Source organism: Bradyrhizobium sp. HKCCYLS3070 (genome assembly GCF_051167575.1).
In the GTDB taxonomy this organism is placed as follows: Bacteria; Pseudomonadota; Alphaproteobacteria; order Rhizobiales; family Xanthobacteraceae; genus Bradyrhizobium.
Window position 1 is genome coordinate 1 of the sequence record NZ_JBNPTI010000018.1, and the last position, 15198, is coordinate 15198.

Here is a 15198-nt window from a genome sequence, read left to right on the forward strand (position 1 = left end):
CACCTGCAATCCGCGTCGGGATCTGGCGCTGCGCTATGCCGAGAGCTCCGCGCCAGCTCCCGCCGCTACGACCGCCCGGATGGGCACATCAAACCGCCCGAACGAACTCAGATCTGGATAAAACTTGGGGGCAAGGTCATCCCAATTTAAGGGGAGATTCTAACTCAAATCGAGGGACAGCTGAAGGGGCGGTAGGGCGAATGATGGTCAGCGATGAGAGGCGATGGCAGGCGAGAGTGCACGAAGCGATAATGTGCTGACTCAACAGCGTTTATTTGCGCTGTTGATGATCGTCGGCGATGAGGGGCAATGGTCGGCGAAGACGGCCCTGGCGCGCTCGGAGTGATCCAGCTATATCCATAACGTCTTGAAATTGCTTATGTTCTTCTGAGCGATTTGCGCCTTAGGATAAATGGCAGGTAGGAAATCGGCTTGGGATAATGTCAAGCAAAATCTGACTGCATGTTGATAAACCTCCCCCTAGGGGACTGTCATCCGCGACAAGCCTTGGCGCGACTCTACAATGGCCGGCGATACGCTGTGTTAGTTGGAGAGTCCCAATGATGAAACGCAAGAAGCCGCAGCGCCGCGCCTATCCGATGCCGTCGCCCGGTCAAATCGCCCTCTCGCCTGATCAGGCCTGCGCTGTGATCGGCATCGGTCGGACCAAACTTGACGAAGCCATCGAGGCCGGCGCGCTGCGAGCGCGCAAGTTTGGCAGAAGGGTCATCATCGCAAGGGAGGATGCCGAGGCCTTCGTGCGCAATCTGCCGGCTGCCAGGGTGGAGGTGCGCTGATGACCAGGACCGATGAAGAGATCGCCGACGCCATCGCCGACGCGCAGCGCTTCGTCAACGACGACTGCACCGACCCAGAACGCAAGCGCGCCATGCGCGCGCTGCTGCACCAGATCCAGAACCTCGCCAAGCTGCAGAAGGAGGCCGAGCGTTTGCATGCGGCCGGCCAGCTGTCGGAGCACCTGCTGCAGGTCTTCGGACTGGAGGTGCGGCCATGAGTAGGCGAGGCGTCAGGATGAACACCGTGCCGAAGTCCATCGGGCCCGGCCGAGTGCTTTGCCACAGCCATGTGCAACACACTGTCGACATGCCGTCATCGCTGAACGGCTTTCGCGGATGGACCGATAAGAGGCCGCCCGCCAACTTTGTGAGTTGCCCATGCGGTTGGTCTGGCTTGCCGCACTTCGCGCGCCGCGACCACGTCGAGGTGATGCGGACGCAACCGGCATACCTGAGATGGACCGTGGCAGAGCTGCTGGCGTGGCAGCACACCGAGATGAAGGAGACCGCGCCATGACCCGCCGCGACCACGACCGGCTGCGCCAGCGCGATCAGATCCGCCGCTTCGTAGCTCGGTATGGGTAGGAAAACGCCGTTGGCGGCCCTGACTCGGCTGGCTGCGCCGGTCATGAGCGGAGTAAAGCTGATAGCGAAGCAAAGTGTGTGAGAATGGAGAAGGTCGATGTCTACTGATTTTGCACTTAGTAAAAAGGTGACCGCCCGCGACCTCTTCGGCGGCCAGCTGGAGAAGTTTGGAGTGCGGGAGCAGGTCCGCTTGGATACGAGTGAACGGAGCCGATCTCTGACGGACGGACGTAACTATCTGAGGGTCTATGTAGGTGACGATGGTTTCGTGGGTTGCCTGACAAGATACGGCGCGACCGCACCTGAAAAAATTATCAATGCGATCGCCGAGGCGTTCGAGACCGAAATCTTTAGCGAGCACCAGCCGCAGTTTTGGGGCTTCGCGACGCAAGAGGAGTGGGACACCGCAATGAAGATGTTGCACGATAAATACTAGCGGGAGTTGTGCGCCGACATTTGCGCATACGTTCGAGGAGGGCCTAACAACATCCGGCAGGGTACCATCGGTGAAATTCAGGCCATGATCGCAAAACAGCTCATTGCGGAAGACGCAAGCATGATCGGTGAAAAGGACAAGCTCCTTGCCGCAATCGAAGCGATCTATCACCGCGACCATGCCGTTGTCGTTACAATTGGTCCGGAGGACAAGGCGTGGGCCGAAATGTCAATTACCCACGGCGATGACCTCCCGCATGCGTGATCACCGTGCCTCTTCCCGGATGACAGTTGTCATCCGGGATATGCGATCATGTTAGCCAGGGCCAAGCTGTTCTCGGCCCGCCTCGACGCTGCGATGGCGGGCTCAGTGCCGCCGCTGTCATAGGGGCCTACAAACAGAACGGCCCCGGCGATGCCGGGGCCGTTCAATGCGCCGTTTCCGTCGATGCCACTCGACGGGCCTCTGAGTGATCGCAACCCTCGCAAGGATCGCTTGTAACCCCGCCAGGAGCTACCGCCGTGAGTAGTAACCGCACCCCCAAGCTGACGCAAGAGTCGAGCGCCGACGTCATCGAGTTTCCGGCGCAGGCGCCGCCGAAGGTCTCAGGTGCGAAGGCGCGCACTGAATGGCTCGATGAGCTGACCCGCAATTATAAATCGATGAAGCCGCTCAACTTCGCGATGGCTGTTCGCCTCGGCGCTGTGTACTTCAACTGCACCACGGGCCAGTGCAATCCCGGCTATCCAACATTGGCGCGCGATCTCGGATGCACGGTCGGCAGCGCCAAGCGCGCGGCGCGCGAGCTGGAGCAGGACGGATTGATCAAGCGCCACAGCACCGAAGGCGGCGACCACGACAACAAGACGCAAATGGACCTGTTGCGACGGGTGTTCAGCGCGGACACCCGTGCAGAGTGGGACGGGTGTCCAAAAACGGGGGGACGGGTGTCCGTGCCGGCCGGGGACGGGTGTCCGAAAACAGGGGGGACGGGTGTCCTAGTTGGACGCGCTAATGAACAGTTGAACAGGAAAGAGGAACAGGAAGAACAGAGCGCGGCCTTAAGGCCGCGCAGCTCTGCCCGTGTTGAGAGAGGGGACGCGCCGATGAACGGCGCGCCCTCCCAGCTCGACGAGGTTCTGCAGTCCTACCCCTATGCATCAGAACAATTGCGCCAGACCATCGCCAGCGCGCTCCGCTCCGGCATGACCCCGGCGCAGATCTACGCCGCAACGCCGATCATGCCCGATGACGAGGAAGTCATCAGCGCAATCCGGCTTCACCTGCCGCCCGCGCCAGCCTATGCTACCGGCCTCACACACGCGTCGAGCCGCTGACCATGCCCATGCTCCGAAACCCAGTGCACGAAACCTTCTGCAGGGTCTGGCCGAAAGCCAAGCTGCAAGGGCTGTCAGCCGGAAAGGCCTTCGTCATGGCCGGCGGAAGGGCAAGGAGCGACAATTCCGCCGGGGCTGCAGCAAGCAGGCTGCTCGCAAGGGAGGACATCCAGCGACGCCTGCAAGAGCTGGGCGCCTATGCTGTCAGTCGCGCTCAGATCGATGCCGACAACCTGTTGTCGAAAGCCGAGCGCGTCTATCACGAAGCCGTCGACGCCCAGGAGTTCAATGCCGCAAACCAGGCCATGCAGCTGCAGGGCAGGATCACCGGATTGGACCGGATCACGATTGATCAGAACATCACGCTGACCGATGCAAGTTCTGTTAACGACGTCCTCGACCACTTCATCGCCGACCTCGGCGGCGGTGACCTGGGCGCGACGCTGGCGTTCCTCGACCAGCTGCGCGCCGACCTGATCGAGCGCGCATCGGCCAGGGCGAAGGTGATCAACGGCGGCCTGAACGGCCATGGCGCCGACAGCAAGATCCCAACCAACGAAAAAGCCGAATGATCCCAACGCCAAACTTTCCAGGTCGGCCCTTGGGATGAAGCTTAGGACAACCGGCAGCGCTGCGCGGTCCGCGGCCAGGGCGCTGCGGTCCTCGGCGGGCCCTCGGCGCAGGTTCGGAATTTTTCCGAACCTGCCGCCCTTAGCCCTGGCCGCCGCCGACCCCGACCTCGGCCCTCAGCCCGAGGGGGCCCGACCCCCGGTAGGGGGCTCTATTGGCGCGGGTCCTCCGACAAATTCGAGTCCCTCTCTCCCTGCATTTCAAACCGTTCCCTCAGGAAGCGTTTTCGCAGCTGGGGGTCATCCTTGCCCAGATCGGGAGAGGGACCCGCCCATCCGCGCGTTCGATCCGGGTTTGGGACTCCGCCAAGAGGTCTCCGGTGTCCCAGTCCACCCGAAGGGCTGACGCGCATGGGCGCGCCTGAAAGGGCGATTGGAGGGGCATCAACTCCGGAGGTGAGCGGCTTGTTCGGGCGGTCTGGTCTGCCGAAGTCCGACATAGTCGCGGATGACTTTTGCCTCGGCTTCGGTGGGAAGTCGATCGAGGGTGAGGATGCCTTCGTCGTCGCCGTCTTGCCGGACGACGCAGAAGTGAAGTTGCTTCTTCGCGAAGTTCCAGGCGCGAATGCTGTGCGTGCGAATATAGATCGAGAAGGTCCCGTTGCAGGCGCGGATCTCGCCGCGCGATCCCGCGATCATGTAGTCGCTGCAGTGGTCGAGGCGAAAGCCGTTCTTGGCGCCGTTCAGCGCGCCGAGCAATTGCTGCAGCTCGGCCTTGTCGCGCTGCCTGAGCGAATGAAGGGTGGTCTGGTCCATCCCCGCGAGGTAGGGGCTAGGCTGGCCGATCTACCAAGTTCTCTGACAGAAGAATTTGGGGTGCCCGGTGGGTAGCATACCGCAAGGGGCTTGAGCCTATCCTCGGGCCTCCTACGGGCTCGGCCGGAAACCTCGAACCGCCCACACCAGCGATGCGCCGACCAGGAGCACGATGCCAGGGACAATCGTCGCCTGGGCGACGGCAGCTTTGATCGCGTCGCGCCGGGGGTCGTCTAGAACGAAGCCGAGCGGAAGCACCGTGTATGGCTTCGATGGATCAAATGCGGGTTTCCCTGTGGTTTTGGCATAGAGGGCCTTGAGTTCATCGTCGGAGAGTTTTGAGAGATAGTCTGACGTCGGCTTGACCCATGGAGCATCCGGAAGCTCGGGCGGCAATGTCTGATAGGTTATGACGCCGACAGAAGCCGCCCAGAACAGCGACAGGACAAGCCATAGGCGAAACAATCCGCGACTGATGTTCATGGTGATTTGCCCCCTCGCGGCCGATCCTGCACTGGCGGGTCGCCTGGCACAAGACGAGCTATACCAACGCCATGCAGCAGGCCTCGCCTGCGCTCTTTTGGCTGGCAATTCGCCAGGACTGCCGCTCTCTTCTGACGGTTCCGTTGTTGACCGTCGCTCCATCGGTCGGCAATAAACATGGACAAGTTGAGTCGGAGCTGCCGGTGAAAAAGGACCTCTCTTTGATCGGCCTGGGCCTGTACTCCGTAGCCGAGGCGGCGGCGCTCACTCGCGTCGAGGCCCCGAAGATCCGACGCTGGCTATGCGGCCACGCGATCGGTGAAAAGAGCTATCCCGCCCTGTGGAAAAGTCAGCTCGAAAAGTTCGAGATGGAGCAGCTATATTTGAGCTTCCTTGATCTGGTGCAGTTGCGGGTCTCGAAAGCCTTTATCGATGCTGGGCTCAGTCCGCAGAAGGTGCGGCGCGCGATCGAGTACGGCTCTCAGATCGTCTCGTCGGATTACCCGTTTGCCAGCGCGCGCTTTCGGACCGATGGCAAGACCGTGGTACTGCACGTGCTCAAGAACGACGGCGGCGAGGACCATCTGATCGACCTGTTCAGCAGCGGTCAGTACCTCATGCAGAAAGTGATCGAGCCGAGCCTAAAAAATCTCGAGTTTGATGAGGCCGACACTGCCGCGCGCTGGTGGCCATTGGGGCGCAGCAAGGGTGTTGTTATCGATCCCCAACGCCAGTTCGGTCAACCGATCGATGACGCCACTGGTGTACCGACCAGCGTGCTCGCAGAGGCGGTTCAAGCCGAAGGTTCAGAAGCGCAAGCGGCGAGACGGCTCATGGTGCCGGTGGCGTCTGTGCATCGCGCGGTGGCGTTTGAGCAGCTGCTGTCGCAGCAGCTAGCGGCGTGAAGGTGTTTTTCGATAACTGCACTTCACCCGTTTTTGCGGGATGTCTAGACGCTCTTATCAAACGGGACGGTGACGAAGCGCGCCACGTTCGGTTCATGCCGGAATACGGCTTCGCGCACGACACCACGGACATTGAGTGGATCACCCGGCTTGGGGCCGAGAACGCTGAGTGGATCGTCATCACTGGCGACCAGCGCATCCGCAGGAACATCGCCGAGCGCACGGCGTGGATAAAAGCTGGCCTCAAGGGCTTCGTCCTGTCTAGCGCCTTCCGGAAGAAGACGCCGGTCAATCAATGCGCCTCGGTGCTGCTGTGGCGCTGGCCCGACATGCGGACTTTCATTTTACAAGCCGCGCCGGGCTCGATGTTCGAGCTGTCGATCAATCGACGAAGTGGTTTCGTGTCGCTGCCGGTTGAACGATAGGCTGGCCTTAAGCCGCAAACAGGCGCAGAGGGAGTCATCGATGAAGACGATCGTAGTGTGCGCGACAGCTTTTTGCACGACCTGGGCGAACGTCGCAGGCGCGGCCGAAGTGGTTGGCCAAGGTGCACAGTCCTGCGCCACTTGGACGAAGCAACTGAGGCTCTCCGACTCTTCGCTTTCATACGTCAACGAAGCATGGGTTCTCGGTTTCCTCTCGGGTCGAAACTTCTACTCCTCCGCTGCAATCACAATCCCCGAGGCCAACGCTGTTAGCGCATGGATCACCAACTATTGCGCGGCTAATCCCGTGGATACCATCGCCCAGGCTGCGGCCGAACTTGCGAATTACCTTCACGACCGGCGGGGGCCGTCCCGCTGACCAGCGCGGCCCGCCCATGCGCCGGCCGGCCTTGCGCCTCCGCATCCCGGCTGGGCTGATCGCCTCATCGCGCGCGTCCAGGCGCTGTGCTACAATCGATCATAGGAGAGAGGGGAGCCATGGGCACGGTTACTATTCACGGCTGGTCGACCTCGGAGGAGGAGCCGCCCGCATCCGGCCAAGCCTCAGCCAAGAAGGCATGATCATGGCCGACCCGACCCAAGGGAAGCAGCCGGGGCGACCGAATAGCCGCAAGAGCCGCCCTCAAAGACTTTGCCCGCGTGGGCGCAGCCGGTATCGCCCGAAGAGGCAAAGCGGCTCGGAATACCCGTCCTAGATCACCTGACCATCTCACCGGGGCCGAGAAGGGTTTCCAATTCTTAAGCCGAGCGCGTCGCGTTCGCGACGGGGCTTCATCTCGAGGGCGCGCCCATGGTCTGCCTACGGCATTTCCTGCTCCTAGCGAAGGCTCAGGCTTCCATCGAGCAGCAGGAGTAGCTGGTCGCGCTCAATGCGCACCACGCGGTCTTTGATGCTCTTGCGCATCAGTTCGTCTGCGATCATGCGCAGGCCATCAGCGTTCGCCATCAATTTCTCGTTCGCCAGCCGATAGGCTTCCGCTAGAGCGGCGCAGCCCTCCGCTTCGGGCAGCGGTGCCAACAGCTTCCGCACACGCGCGCGGTCGCCTGCCTTAGCTGCCCGCGATGTGCGTGCGTCAAGCAGGTGTTCGGCGCCGCAACCCGCGATGCACACCGCGAGATCCTCTACTACGGTGAACAGAGTGCGACAGTCCATTTTTCCGCCGTTGTGCGTAAATGAGTCCATCTCAACGAGCAAGACGTCTCCACCCAGCGCTCGCGCGACGACGGCGTGTCCCGCTTCGTGGACCGCGTAAGGGCGAGCCTCCGCGTTGAGGAAATTGTTCAGCGTCCTTTCGGCATCTTCCATGCCGGCATTGAGCGCTTGCCAGATGCCTTGAGCAACCGATGGGTGCGGTTATCCCCAGATCGGCGGCGGGGCGGTGCGCGGGTCGGGCGTGAGGCCATCCCGCTGGCCCGCGCACGAACTTGCAAGGAGCGACGCGAAAACCTGCGGAAATCGCGATTTTTGACTCGACTCAAAGCAGCACGAAGGCCACCCAATTAAGAGGCCGTCTGCCGGTGAGGTCACGGGGTCAGTGTCGGGTGATGCTCGCGCTCAAGAGCCCGACGACGGTCCCACGGTCTCCGACGCGATAGTCGTGTTCCACAGGATTAGGTCCTAGTAGCCTCGGCCCCGACGCTGAGGATCGCGCGGTTGCAGCGCGAACTGCAGGCAGCCGGCGCAACGAGCCTGCGGGCCGTCGCATAGCGCTTGAACGAAGGACATCAAGATGCCGCGCGGCGGCTCATGGGCGCCGCAGCAGGTCGCGCGGCTGCTCGGTCTGCTGGCGGAGTTATCGCCGGTCCCTGATCGGGAGGGGAGCCGTCCGGCCGGGTAGGGGGCTGGGCACCGCGAGCGAGCGGAACGATCGGGATCCGTTCTCCACATCCCCCGTCCGCAAATCCGTAGATGGTGCCCTTAGACCCGCCAATTTGGCGGATGTGGAGATCCCCGCTGTGGGGCCCCATGTCCGCGAGCCTCTCACTGTGGGGTCCCGGTCCTGCGAGCCTCTGTCCGCCGCGCAAGCCATGGTGTAATCTTCCCGTATCGACAGTGCGACGCCCGTGCCCAGCGGCCTCAATGGCTACCATCGGAAAAGGTTGTCTGCACTGTCGAGCCGTGCTCCGGTTGCCCCAGAACGTCCCCCCCCCGGTGACTTAGCCGAGTTCTCCCATGCGTTTTGCCGGGGTGGCCGGTTTTTCCCTAGCGGGGCGGGCAGGAGGCCGCTGCGTTGACCTCTTGCTGCGTCGTCTGACCTCCGCGATGACGGTGGCCTTGAAGAGTTCGAGCTGCTCTTGCTCGGTCGCGTCGGGATGGTCGCGGAGGATGCGATCCCAGATCGGTCCAAACTCGGCTTGAAATGGGCTTTCATCGTCGTCGTCGGGGATGGCCGGTGACCTCATTGACCATGGGACAGCCCACGATGATGATCTCGCGCCCTCGCGCTCGATCCTGCTTTGGCGGATTGCCCCGGCGCAAGGCGCGTTCATCCGGCCGGCTTCGCTTTTTCCTTGAGCTTTTTTCGGATCAAGCGCGCGATCTCCTCGGCCCTGCTGTTGGTCACGTTGCGGACGATCGTGTCAGCAATCGCCTGGGCTGTGTCGCGCTTCAGATCAAACAGCGACCCGTCCGCGCGCTTCATCCGCTCTTCCAGCCGCTGATTGTCATCGAGCGCCTTCGCCAAGCTCTCCTTCAGTTGGGCTACATGCGACGGCCTCTTCGGTGCGTCACCATCCGGGATATTGTGCGCCGCCTCGAACCGCCGCCACACCGTCGTCGGGTGCGACCACTCGCGCAACTGGTTGGACGTCAGTGTCTGCCTCCACGCGACTACCGCCTGCCGTTTTTCCATGATCTTGCCGAGCCGGTAACGAACCGCCTGATCGATCGTTGTCAGCTTTCCGGCCTCATAGCGCTTCATCCAGCGCGAGAACGCATCGTTGTATCCGCGCCCCTTCGGAACGTTGGTCCTGGCTTCGCGCGTGGCCCACTGACGCCCGCGCTCGAACGCCTCCCCGATGATGAGCCAGTTTTCAAAAGTCTTGTCGATGACGTCGAGTGCTTCAACGGCACGCCGCACGATGTCCCGGTCCTGGTCGTCTTCGTCACTCTGGTCGGACATCGGATGCCTTCCAGATTTAACTTGTCCTGGGACAAGTTAAAGTTGAGAGGAGGTGACAGAGAGGCTGCCCCAATCTCGGCCAAAGTTCCAGACTTGATCTTCTGCCAACCCATTGATATCATTGAGAAGAATTGAGCGCTCGGTCAAAACATCACGGCGCTACTTCTTGCACAGACCCTTGCTCTCCTTGATAACCGCAGCGCCGGGATCGAGCGTCTGCTCGATCGCCTGGGGAGCGCGTCCCTGGTGGGCTTCCGCGCGCTGGCGCTCGTCAGCCTTCGCCAGGAGGCGCGCGAGCCGCTGGCTGCTGGCGCGGTCAACATGGTCCTTGTGATCGACTTATAGTCCGCACGTTTTGCAGGCCGAGGCTGGTCTCTTCGGCGGCTCAATTCGCCCAGGCCTCCCGGCGCTGTCGGCTCGGCGAGCTACGGCAGATCCGCCGTCCGCCATAGCTTGACGTTCGCGATGTCGCCGATCGCCAGAGTGGTCGCGCGATCTGGGTTCTCTATGATGACGACGGTCTTCTTAGCCTCCACAGGGTCGCCGACCTCCTGCCAGCCGCGCCGCACGTGCTCCATGCTCTCGCAGGCGAGCTGCTGCTGCGCGCCGGTCGCAGGTGCTGAGGACGCCGCGCCGGCTCTTCAATGTTGATGCTGGGAGTGAAGTTCGAGACGCATAGCATTGCGTTCGATCCTTCTCGCCGAGCTGCTCAGGATCTCCCGCGCCTCGGTTGATCGCGCCCTCGCCTAACAGTGGGGCCAAGGCGGACATCAGGCCGGATGTAACTCCCCGGAGGGACGCAGTCCCCCCCATCCAGGAGCCATGGGCACCTCGAATTTTTTGATCTTAGAGATCATCCTCTCCTTCCGCTTCTCCCCACATCTTCGCCGGATTGGACCCGCGAAACGGTGGTCGCCCGTATTGTTACGCTTGTTCCCCATCTGCTCGGCGGCGTATGCTGGCCGCATGTGATTTGGAGCTTTCAAAATGAAGATTAAGGTCCTCGGTGCAGAAATCGGCCGCCAATGCATCGGTGGCGATCCAAATAGCTACGAGTGGCGTGTGAGCTACGTCCCGCCGTGGGGCGGTCTGGCCCACCTGATTGTTGGCAGCGGGGAAACCGACTGGGCAGCGGGCGCAATCACGATCGCGGAGTGGCGCTTAGGTCTGACGCCGCTCGCGGCCTCCCAGCATAGGCCCTGCTGACTCAGTCCACCCGTGCGTTTTCTGGGGGGCCCGATATCGGACGCCACAGCGAGGGCCCTATCAATTTTATAGCTTCTAGTTTTATAGCTTCGCTTGCAAAATGGCCGACGGGCTAAGAGGGCGAGCACAATCGTGTCGGGCATGAACAGGAAGCTCGGACAGAGAAAAGGACGGATGGCCGACAATCAGCCGCCGCAGCAGGCGGCCTTGTCGTCTCCGCCCAATACCGGGACTGATCGCCCTCGGGCAGATAAGCACTGGCTCGACTACCTTACCGCGCTGGGCGCGATCGTTGCTGCAATAGCCGCCATTGCCGCTGCGATATTTGCCGACTGGCAGTTGTCGGTCGCAAGGGACACCGAAATTGTGACCAGTCGTGCTTTCGTCATGTCCAACTCGTTTCAGTACATCACGTACCAAGAGCCATCCGAAGCCGGACGCATGTGGCATGCATCGCCGATCATCGAGAACGTTGGAAACACACAAACAAGAAATCTCAGCACGTTCACGAACGGGGCCATTGGGGGAACCCCAAATGATTTCCCTTGGAAAGACTCTGCAAAGCAGACCCCACGTGTCCATAGGCTGATAGGACCAAAGGGAAGCTCGATCGCCCAAGCGTTCAATGCCGACCCTCAGGGGTTCAACCAGTTGCAAACTGGCCCTCGATTTGGGGCGGTTGGCGTCATCAGGTATCAAGACATATTCGGCGGATGGCATCTAACCGAATACTGCTACGTGGCGCGCCCGGTGACGCATCTCAATTTTCAGAACTTCCCAGCCAACCAGCCCGTCCGGGCAGAGGGGCAACTTTGCGAGCAGCACAACTGCGCGGACGAAGAGTGCGGTCCAGATTGGGAGAAACGGGCAAGGGAATGATGAAGAGCACCGGCGCCCGACGCAGCCCGGCCCCCGGCGGAGGGATCTCAGCTCGTCCCCCAGGCCGACCGGACCGGATCTCAGAGGCAGCCGACGATCATAATGGAGAGCCGCCGATGCGGGGCCCGTGCATGGCATGGGCGTCGCTTGGCCGGCTCTCCTGAGCCTACTGGCGAGGCCAGCTAAGAGTTGAGCGATCGGTCAAAGCATCGACCATCGCACTGGTCGCAATTCCTCGTGGAGCTTCATCACCCCTGGCGCCGGCCTCAAGCTCGCGATCGAGCGCGGGCGGTTTTGGATGCACGAGAGCGGGATGTGCGGGATGCTCACGCCAGCCGGCGTCGAGCTGCTCGACTAGTGCGCTCGGCATCAGTCCTTTCGATGTACGGGATCGCTTGTACCGCGCCGGACTTGTAAATGATGGTGATGACCGAGGGCATGGCGAGCGCCAGGCCTGTGGCTCAACGGCGGCGGGTGTCGCATGGCTGCCTTCGCCGGCATGAGGGCATGGAGATCCGCGATGGTCAGCGCCTCTTTGCGGCGATGGCGAGGCCGTACAGATCGCTTCCGGGCGCTGCCCGGCCGCTCCTTGCCCACCGCGATGCAGCTCGATCTCCTGTCGGCCGCTCACCCATCGACGCCCCCTAGGGTAGCCAACGGGGCTTGCTCTTGCCGAGCGTGGCCCAACCTTGCCCCCAGGGCAGTTGGCCGCGTAGCTTGCTTTTCAGGAAATGTGCCCTCCTTATTCGGGAATAACCTGACAGCACACCCGCTACGTGCGCCCTTGATCTCGGGTCCGCGCTTTGGAGGTATCCCGCAGTGATCCTTGACGTAACAAAGTTCGGCGAACCGGCAGTCTTATTCTATGCTGGGAACCTGAGGGATCTGTGTGCCGCCGCGTTGAGCTCGGCATTGCACGAGGCGCATCAAATCCCCGCTGACTCGTTATTGAATACACCGACTGATGACGTGGTGGCCAATCTTACGACGTTGCACAGCTTTACCCCTCCGGTACTCAGACGAGGTGACGCGTACATCGATGGCCCGCATGAAATCGAAATTCGACGGCCGGATTACGGCAGAGAAGAAGTTCGGCTGCGGGGCACACTTATCGCTCTCGTTGTTCCGTTTGATGGCGAGGGTAGTTTGTTCTACAACAATCCCGGAAGATGGGGCGGCGCGCCTCGCGGTACTATCTACAACAACAATCTTATCCTGACAATGCGTGGCGAAAATCTCCAACCTGCGCATGTGAATGAACAGCTCGCGGGTAGGCTGAACGAAATTGATGAGTATCTTAGCTATCAACGCGAGATGGCTGACGAGCACCGCCGAACGCTGCCGCTGAGACTGAAACCCGAAATTGAAACTCGAAAGGAAAAGCTACTCAGAGATCGGAAAATGGTGGCAGGGCTGGCGTTTCCTATCCGAACTAGGGCTGATGCGCCGAAAACGTATGTCGCCCCCGTTGTCCGCAGAAAGGTTCTAACAACAATCGCTCCCACGTCGGCGCCGTTCGAGCCGGAGCCCGTTATTGAGGAAGCCAACTATCAGGTGATCTTAAACATCATTCAATCGATGGCACTTGTGATGGAGCGCAGCCCCACTGCATTTCAGGCCATGGGTGAAGAAGACCTTCGACAGCACTTTCTGGTTCAATTGAACGGCCACTTTGAAGGTGCTGCTTCAGGTGAAACTTTCAATTTTCAAGGTAAGACTGACATCCTCATCCGCGAACGCGATCGGAACATCTTCATCGCGGAGTGCAAATTCTGGAGCGGGGAGAAGAACTTCATTGCCACTATTTCTCAATTGCTCAGTTACCTGAGTTGGCGCGACACAAAAGCGGCTGTTCTCATGTTCAACCGTAACAAAGACTTCTCCAGTGTACTACAGACCATCGAGAATTGCCTTGGGAAGCACTTGCACTTGAAGCGAGGACCTGAGCGCGAAGCGGAGACCCGTTTCCGATGCGTCTTTGGCAGTCCATCGGATCACAAGCGAGAGATAATTCTTTCTGTGCTGGCCTTTGATGTGCCAAAGGCCGCCCAATGACTTCACTCACTCGCCGCGATCCCGATGCTCAACCAGATAGTGCGGCGGACTCACTATGGCGATGCACGTGTTGGCAAAGGGAGCGGTTGGCATAGCAATCTGATCAAAGGGTGGCTCGACGATAGCCGCCAGGGCGGCGTCTCTGCTTCTCTGGAGGGTTAGTTGCCGCAGCCGAGGATAGCCAGCTGGGAATGCGAACTACACGCTTTGAAGCGAATTGGATGACGCCATGGCTACGCAAGACACTATCCACAACATCTTCCAGGTGAGGAGCCGCGCCCGAGCGCGGCACGTCATCAAATTGGCCGTTGATGAACTCTCCAGGGAATGGAAGAATACTCTCCATCATCAGCCGCTCGTCGACGAGCTTGTTCCGGCGCGCATTGTTACCCTCTTGGAGGTGTTTGCTCGAGGTTGGATCGAGCAACTTATCGATCACGGCGCACCATTCTTGGAAAGAGCAGCTGAACTCAAGCTGGACTTGAAGTTCGACTACAGGATTGCGGCTACCCTACATGGAGGGACAATCACGCTGGGACAGCTTGTGGCACACACAATATCAACAAGTCGCCTTGAAGCAATTAAGTCGGTGTTCGACAAGCTGATTGATGATGACATCTTCAACTGCTTGGCGCGCGTCTCGAACAGGTGGGACGCGGAGGTAAACGGTAAGCCTCTCCTGCCGATTATCCCCGACATAGATCAACTAAAGCGGAGCTTATTCAAGCTCTTCGAGGTTAGGAACATTCTGGTTCATGAGCTGCCAAAGATGAAGCCTATATCTGCCGACGACGTGAACACATTCTTGCAATCGGCGACCCTCTTCATTGAAGCGACGGAAGAGTACCTGTCACAGCTTTTGCACGGTCAATATCCGCTCACCCAGCGAGCGATGAATGAGGAAGCTATAGCTCGCAGTGATGAGGCTCTGCTGGAGCTATTGGAGTTGTGTGTACAAATCGCGAAAGATTATGGAGCATGGGGTGCAGAGCTTGCCGCCGTCCAGGCCAAATGGAACGAATTCCGAATTGCCGAAGCGGAATGGCGATCAAACGAGGCGAGGGGCGGCAGCATGCAGCCGATGCTGTACGCACTTGCGTCCGAAGAACTTGCGCGATCGCGCATTAAGGACCTCCGTGAATGGGTCGAACGAGGAAAAGCCGACGTTTGATGGCTGCGGGGCGTGCAAGTGGCGCCGTAGCAGTACGTTACGTGCTCTAGCTTCACGAGTCCGGGCATCAGTTCGCGATGATCGTGCACGCCGCCAGCCGCTCGATCGGCGTAGGCCTCGGGCGTAGGGGCTGGCAAGCGGATCTGCTGTTCGGCCGCCGTCACGCTCTCGCCGAGGCTGACCACCGCGACCTCGCTGGAGATCAGCACCGCTGACGTCATTTGGCTCTCAACCGCGATGATCGGCAGCTCTAAAACGGTGCCGGCAATCTGTGCCATGATCGTCTGTGCCTCAGCCGCGTCTCGGCATAAGAGCGTCACTTTAGTGCCGCTCTTGAACAAAATTTCGATGATGCGCGACGCGATCCTGCGTGCATTTCGACGGCAGCGGT

The 15198-nt window shown here is 60.5% G+C and carries 19 protein-coding genes; 14 read left to right on the top strand and 5 right to left on the bottom strand.

All coding sequences use genetic code 11. The features are described from left to right. Positions 1 to 223: 223 nt before the first annotated feature. The 7 genes from ACQR03_RS30995 (at position 224) to ACQR03_RS31025 (ending at position 3727) form a co-directional block, all read left to right on the top strand. Positions 224 to 346, top strand: coding sequence for a hypothetical protein (locus tag ACQR03_RS30995; RefSeq protein WP_434842284.1), 123 nt, complete (start codon positions 224 to 226; stop codon positions 344 to 346). Positions 347 to 560: 214 nt separating this feature from the next. After that, positions 561 to 797: an excisionase family DNA-binding protein gene (locus ACQR03_RS31000; protein WP_434842283.1), complete on the top strand. Its 237-nt coding sequence runs from the start codon at positions 561 to 563 to the stop codon at positions 795 to 797. Next, a complete protein-coding gene (locus tag ACQR03_RS31005; protein WP_434842282.1) occupies positions 797 to 1015 on the top strand; it encodes a hypothetical protein in 219 nt (72 codons plus the stop codon). Before ACQR03_RS31000 ends, ACQR03_RS31005 begins: the two co-directional genes overlap by 1 nt. A 464-nt stretch (positions 1016 to 1479) precedes the next feature. Then, the gene (locus ACQR03_RS31010) at positions 1480 to 1818 is read left to right on the top strand and encodes a hypothetical protein (protein ID WP_434842281.1); all 339 of its coding nucleotides are present in this window, start codon (positions 1480 to 1482) and stop codon (positions 1816 to 1818) included. An 84-nt stretch (positions 1819 to 1902) separates the two neighbouring features. Then, on the top strand, positions 1903 to 2082 hold the full coding sequence (locus tag ACQR03_RS31015; protein ID WP_434842280.1) for a hypothetical protein: 180 nt from the start codon (positions 1903 to 1905) through the stop codon (positions 2080 to 2082). Between the two features lie 257 nt (positions 2083 to 2339). Next, a complete protein-coding gene (locus tag ACQR03_RS31020) occupies positions 2340 to 3155 on the top strand; it encodes a helix-turn-helix domain-containing protein (RefSeq protein WP_434842279.1) in 816 nt (271 codons plus the stop codon). 23 nt (positions 3156 to 3178) lie between these two features. Further along, the gene (locus ACQR03_RS31025; protein ID WP_434842278.1) at positions 3179 to 3727 is read left to right on the top strand and encodes a hypothetical protein; all 549 of its coding nucleotides are present in this window, start codon (positions 3179 to 3181) and stop codon (positions 3725 to 3727) included. Between the two features lie 441 nt (positions 3728 to 4168). Here the strand turns inward: ACQR03_RS31025 and ACQR03_RS31030 are convergent, their stop codons facing one another. After that, positions 4169 to 4540, bottom strand: coding sequence for a hypothetical protein (locus ACQR03_RS31030; RefSeq protein ID WP_434842277.1), 372 nt, complete (start codon positions 4538 to 4540; stop codon positions 4169 to 4171). Between the two features lie 111 nt (positions 4541 to 4651). Then, positions 4652 to 5023 (bottom strand): hypothetical protein, encoded by a 372-nt coding sequence (locus ACQR03_RS31035; protein ID WP_434842276.1) that lies wholly within the window; start codon positions 5021 to 5023, stop codon positions 4652 to 4654. Between the two features lie 71 nt (positions 5024 to 5094). On the opposite strand from ACQR03_RS31035, the gene ACQR03_RS31040 reads away from it, so the two are divergent. The 3 genes from ACQR03_RS31040 to ACQR03_RS31050 are packed head-to-tail and all read left to right on the top strand — an operon-like array spanning position 5095 to position 6732. After that, complete coding sequence (locus ACQR03_RS31040) at positions 5095 to 5928, top strand: hypothetical protein (RefSeq protein ID WP_434842275.1); 834 nt, start codon at positions 5095 to 5097, stop codon at positions 5926 to 5928. Further along, the gene (locus tag ACQR03_RS31045; RefSeq protein WP_434842274.1) at positions 5925 to 6353 is read left to right on the top strand and encodes a hypothetical protein; all 429 of its coding nucleotides are present in this window, start codon (positions 5925 to 5927) and stop codon (positions 6351 to 6353) included. The genes ACQR03_RS31040 and ACQR03_RS31045 overlap by 4 nt, the downstream gene beginning before the upstream one ends. Positions 6354 to 6393: 40 nt before the next feature. Further along, positions 6394 to 6732, top strand: a complete 339-nt coding sequence (locus tag ACQR03_RS31050; protein WP_434842273.1) for a hypothetical protein — start codon at positions 6394 to 6396, stop codon at positions 6730 to 6732. Between the two features lie 459 nt (positions 6733 to 7191). On the opposite strand, the gene ACQR03_RS31055 is transcribed toward ACQR03_RS31050, so the two are convergent. The 3 genes from ACQR03_RS31055 to ACQR03_RS31065 form a co-directional block, all read right to left on the bottom strand. Next, positions 7192 to 7680 carry a hypothetical protein gene (locus tag ACQR03_RS31055; protein WP_434842272.1) on the bottom strand — a complete coding sequence of 163 codons (489 nt, stop codon included), beginning with the start codon at positions 7678 to 7680 and terminating at the stop codon, positions 7192 to 7194. Between the two features lie 1180 nt (positions 7681 to 8860). Next, on the bottom strand, positions 8861 to 9496 hold the full coding sequence (locus ACQR03_RS31060; RefSeq protein WP_434842271.1) for a hypothetical protein: 636 nt from the start codon (positions 9494 to 9496) through the stop codon (positions 8861 to 8863). A gap of 425 nt (positions 9497 to 9921) precedes the next feature. Then, complete coding sequence (locus ACQR03_RS31065) at positions 9922 to 10074, bottom strand: hypothetical protein (RefSeq protein WP_434842270.1); 153 nt, start codon at positions 10072 to 10074, stop codon at positions 9922 to 9924. A 409-nt stretch (positions 10075 to 10483) separates the two neighbouring features. Here ACQR03_RS31065 and ACQR03_RS31070 point away from each other — a divergent pair, with 409 nt between their 5' ends. The 4 genes from ACQR03_RS31070 (at position 10484) to ACQR03_RS31085 (ending at position 14807) form a co-directional block, all read left to right on the top strand. After that, the gene (locus ACQR03_RS31070; RefSeq protein ID WP_434842269.1) at positions 10484 to 10702 is read left to right on the top strand and encodes a hypothetical protein; all 219 of its coding nucleotides are present in this window, start codon (positions 10484 to 10486) and stop codon (positions 10700 to 10702) included. 174 nt (positions 10703 to 10876) lie between these two features. Next, the gene (locus ACQR03_RS31075; protein ID WP_434842268.1) at positions 10877 to 11581 is read left to right on the top strand and encodes a hypothetical protein; all 705 of its coding nucleotides are present in this window, start codon (positions 10877 to 10879) and stop codon (positions 11579 to 11581) included. 819 nt (positions 11582 to 12400) lie between these two features. Next, positions 12401 to 13636 carry a hypothetical protein gene (locus tag ACQR03_RS31080; RefSeq protein WP_434842267.1) on the top strand — a complete coding sequence of 412 codons (1236 nt, stop codon included), beginning with the start codon at positions 12401 to 12403 and terminating at the stop codon, positions 13634 to 13636. A gap of 229 nt (positions 13637 to 13865) precedes the next feature. Beyond that, the gene (locus ACQR03_RS31085; protein ID WP_434842266.1) at positions 13866 to 14807 is read left to right on the top strand and encodes a lysozyme inhibitor LprI family protein; all 942 of its coding nucleotides are present in this window, start codon (positions 13866 to 13868) and stop codon (positions 14805 to 14807) included. The last annotated feature ends 391 nt before the right edge of the window (positions 14808 to 15198 follow it).

Coding starts and splice junctions, on each gene's coding strand:
- ACQR03_RS30995 (WP_434842284.1), top strand. CDS start 224: ATGGCAGGCGAGAGTGCACGAAGCGATAATGTGCTGACTCAACAGCGT.
- ACQR03_RS31000 (WP_434842283.1), top strand. CDS start 561: ATGATGAAACGCAAGAAGCCGCAGCGCCGCGCCTATCCGATGCCGTCG.
- ACQR03_RS31005 (WP_434842282.1), top strand. CDS start 797: ATGACCAGGACCGATGAAGAGATCGCCGACGCCATCGCCGACGCGCAG.
- ACQR03_RS31010 (WP_434842281.1), top strand. CDS start 1,480: ATGTCTACTGATTTTGCACTTAGTAAAAAGGTGACCGCCCGCGACCTC.
- ACQR03_RS31015 (WP_434842280.1), top strand. CDS start 1,903: ATGATCGCAAAACAGCTCATTGCGGAAGACGCAAGCATGATCGGTGAA.
- ACQR03_RS31030 (WP_434842277.1), bottom strand. CDS start 4,540: ATGGACCAGACCACCCTTCATTCGCTCAGGCAGCGCGACAAGGCCGAG.
- ACQR03_RS31035 (WP_434842276.1), bottom strand. CDS start 5,023: ATGAACATCAGTCGCGGATTGTTTCGCCTATGGCTTGTCCTGTCGCTG.
- ACQR03_RS31040 (WP_434842275.1), top strand. CDS start 5,095: ATGCAGCAGGCCTCGCCTGCGCTCTTTTGGCTGGCAATTCGCCAGGAC.
- ACQR03_RS31050 (WP_434842273.1), top strand. CDS start 6,394: ATGAAGACGATCGTAGTGTGCGCGACAGCTTTTTGCACGACCTGGGCG.
- ACQR03_RS31055 (WP_434842272.1), bottom strand. CDS start 7,680: ATGGAAGATGCCGAAAGGACGCTGAACAATTTCCTCAACGCGGAGGCT.
- ACQR03_RS31060 (WP_434842271.1), bottom strand. CDS start 9,496: ATGTCCGACCAGAGTGACGAAGACGACCAGGACCGGGACATCGTGCGG.
- ACQR03_RS31065 (WP_434842270.1), bottom strand. CDS start 10,074: ATGGAGCACGTGCGGCGCGGCTGGCAGGAGGTCGGCGACCCTGTGGAG.
- ACQR03_RS31070 (WP_434842269.1), top strand. CDS start 10,484: ATGAAGATTAAGGTCCTCGGTGCAGAAATCGGCCGCCAATGCATCGGT.
- ACQR03_RS31075 (WP_434842268.1), top strand. CDS start 10,877: ATGGCCGACAATCAGCCGCCGCAGCAGGCGGCCTTGTCGTCTCCGCCC.
- ACQR03_RS31085 (WP_434842266.1), top strand. CDS start 13,866: ATGGCTACGCAAGACACTATCCACAACATCTTCCAGGTGAGGAGCCGC.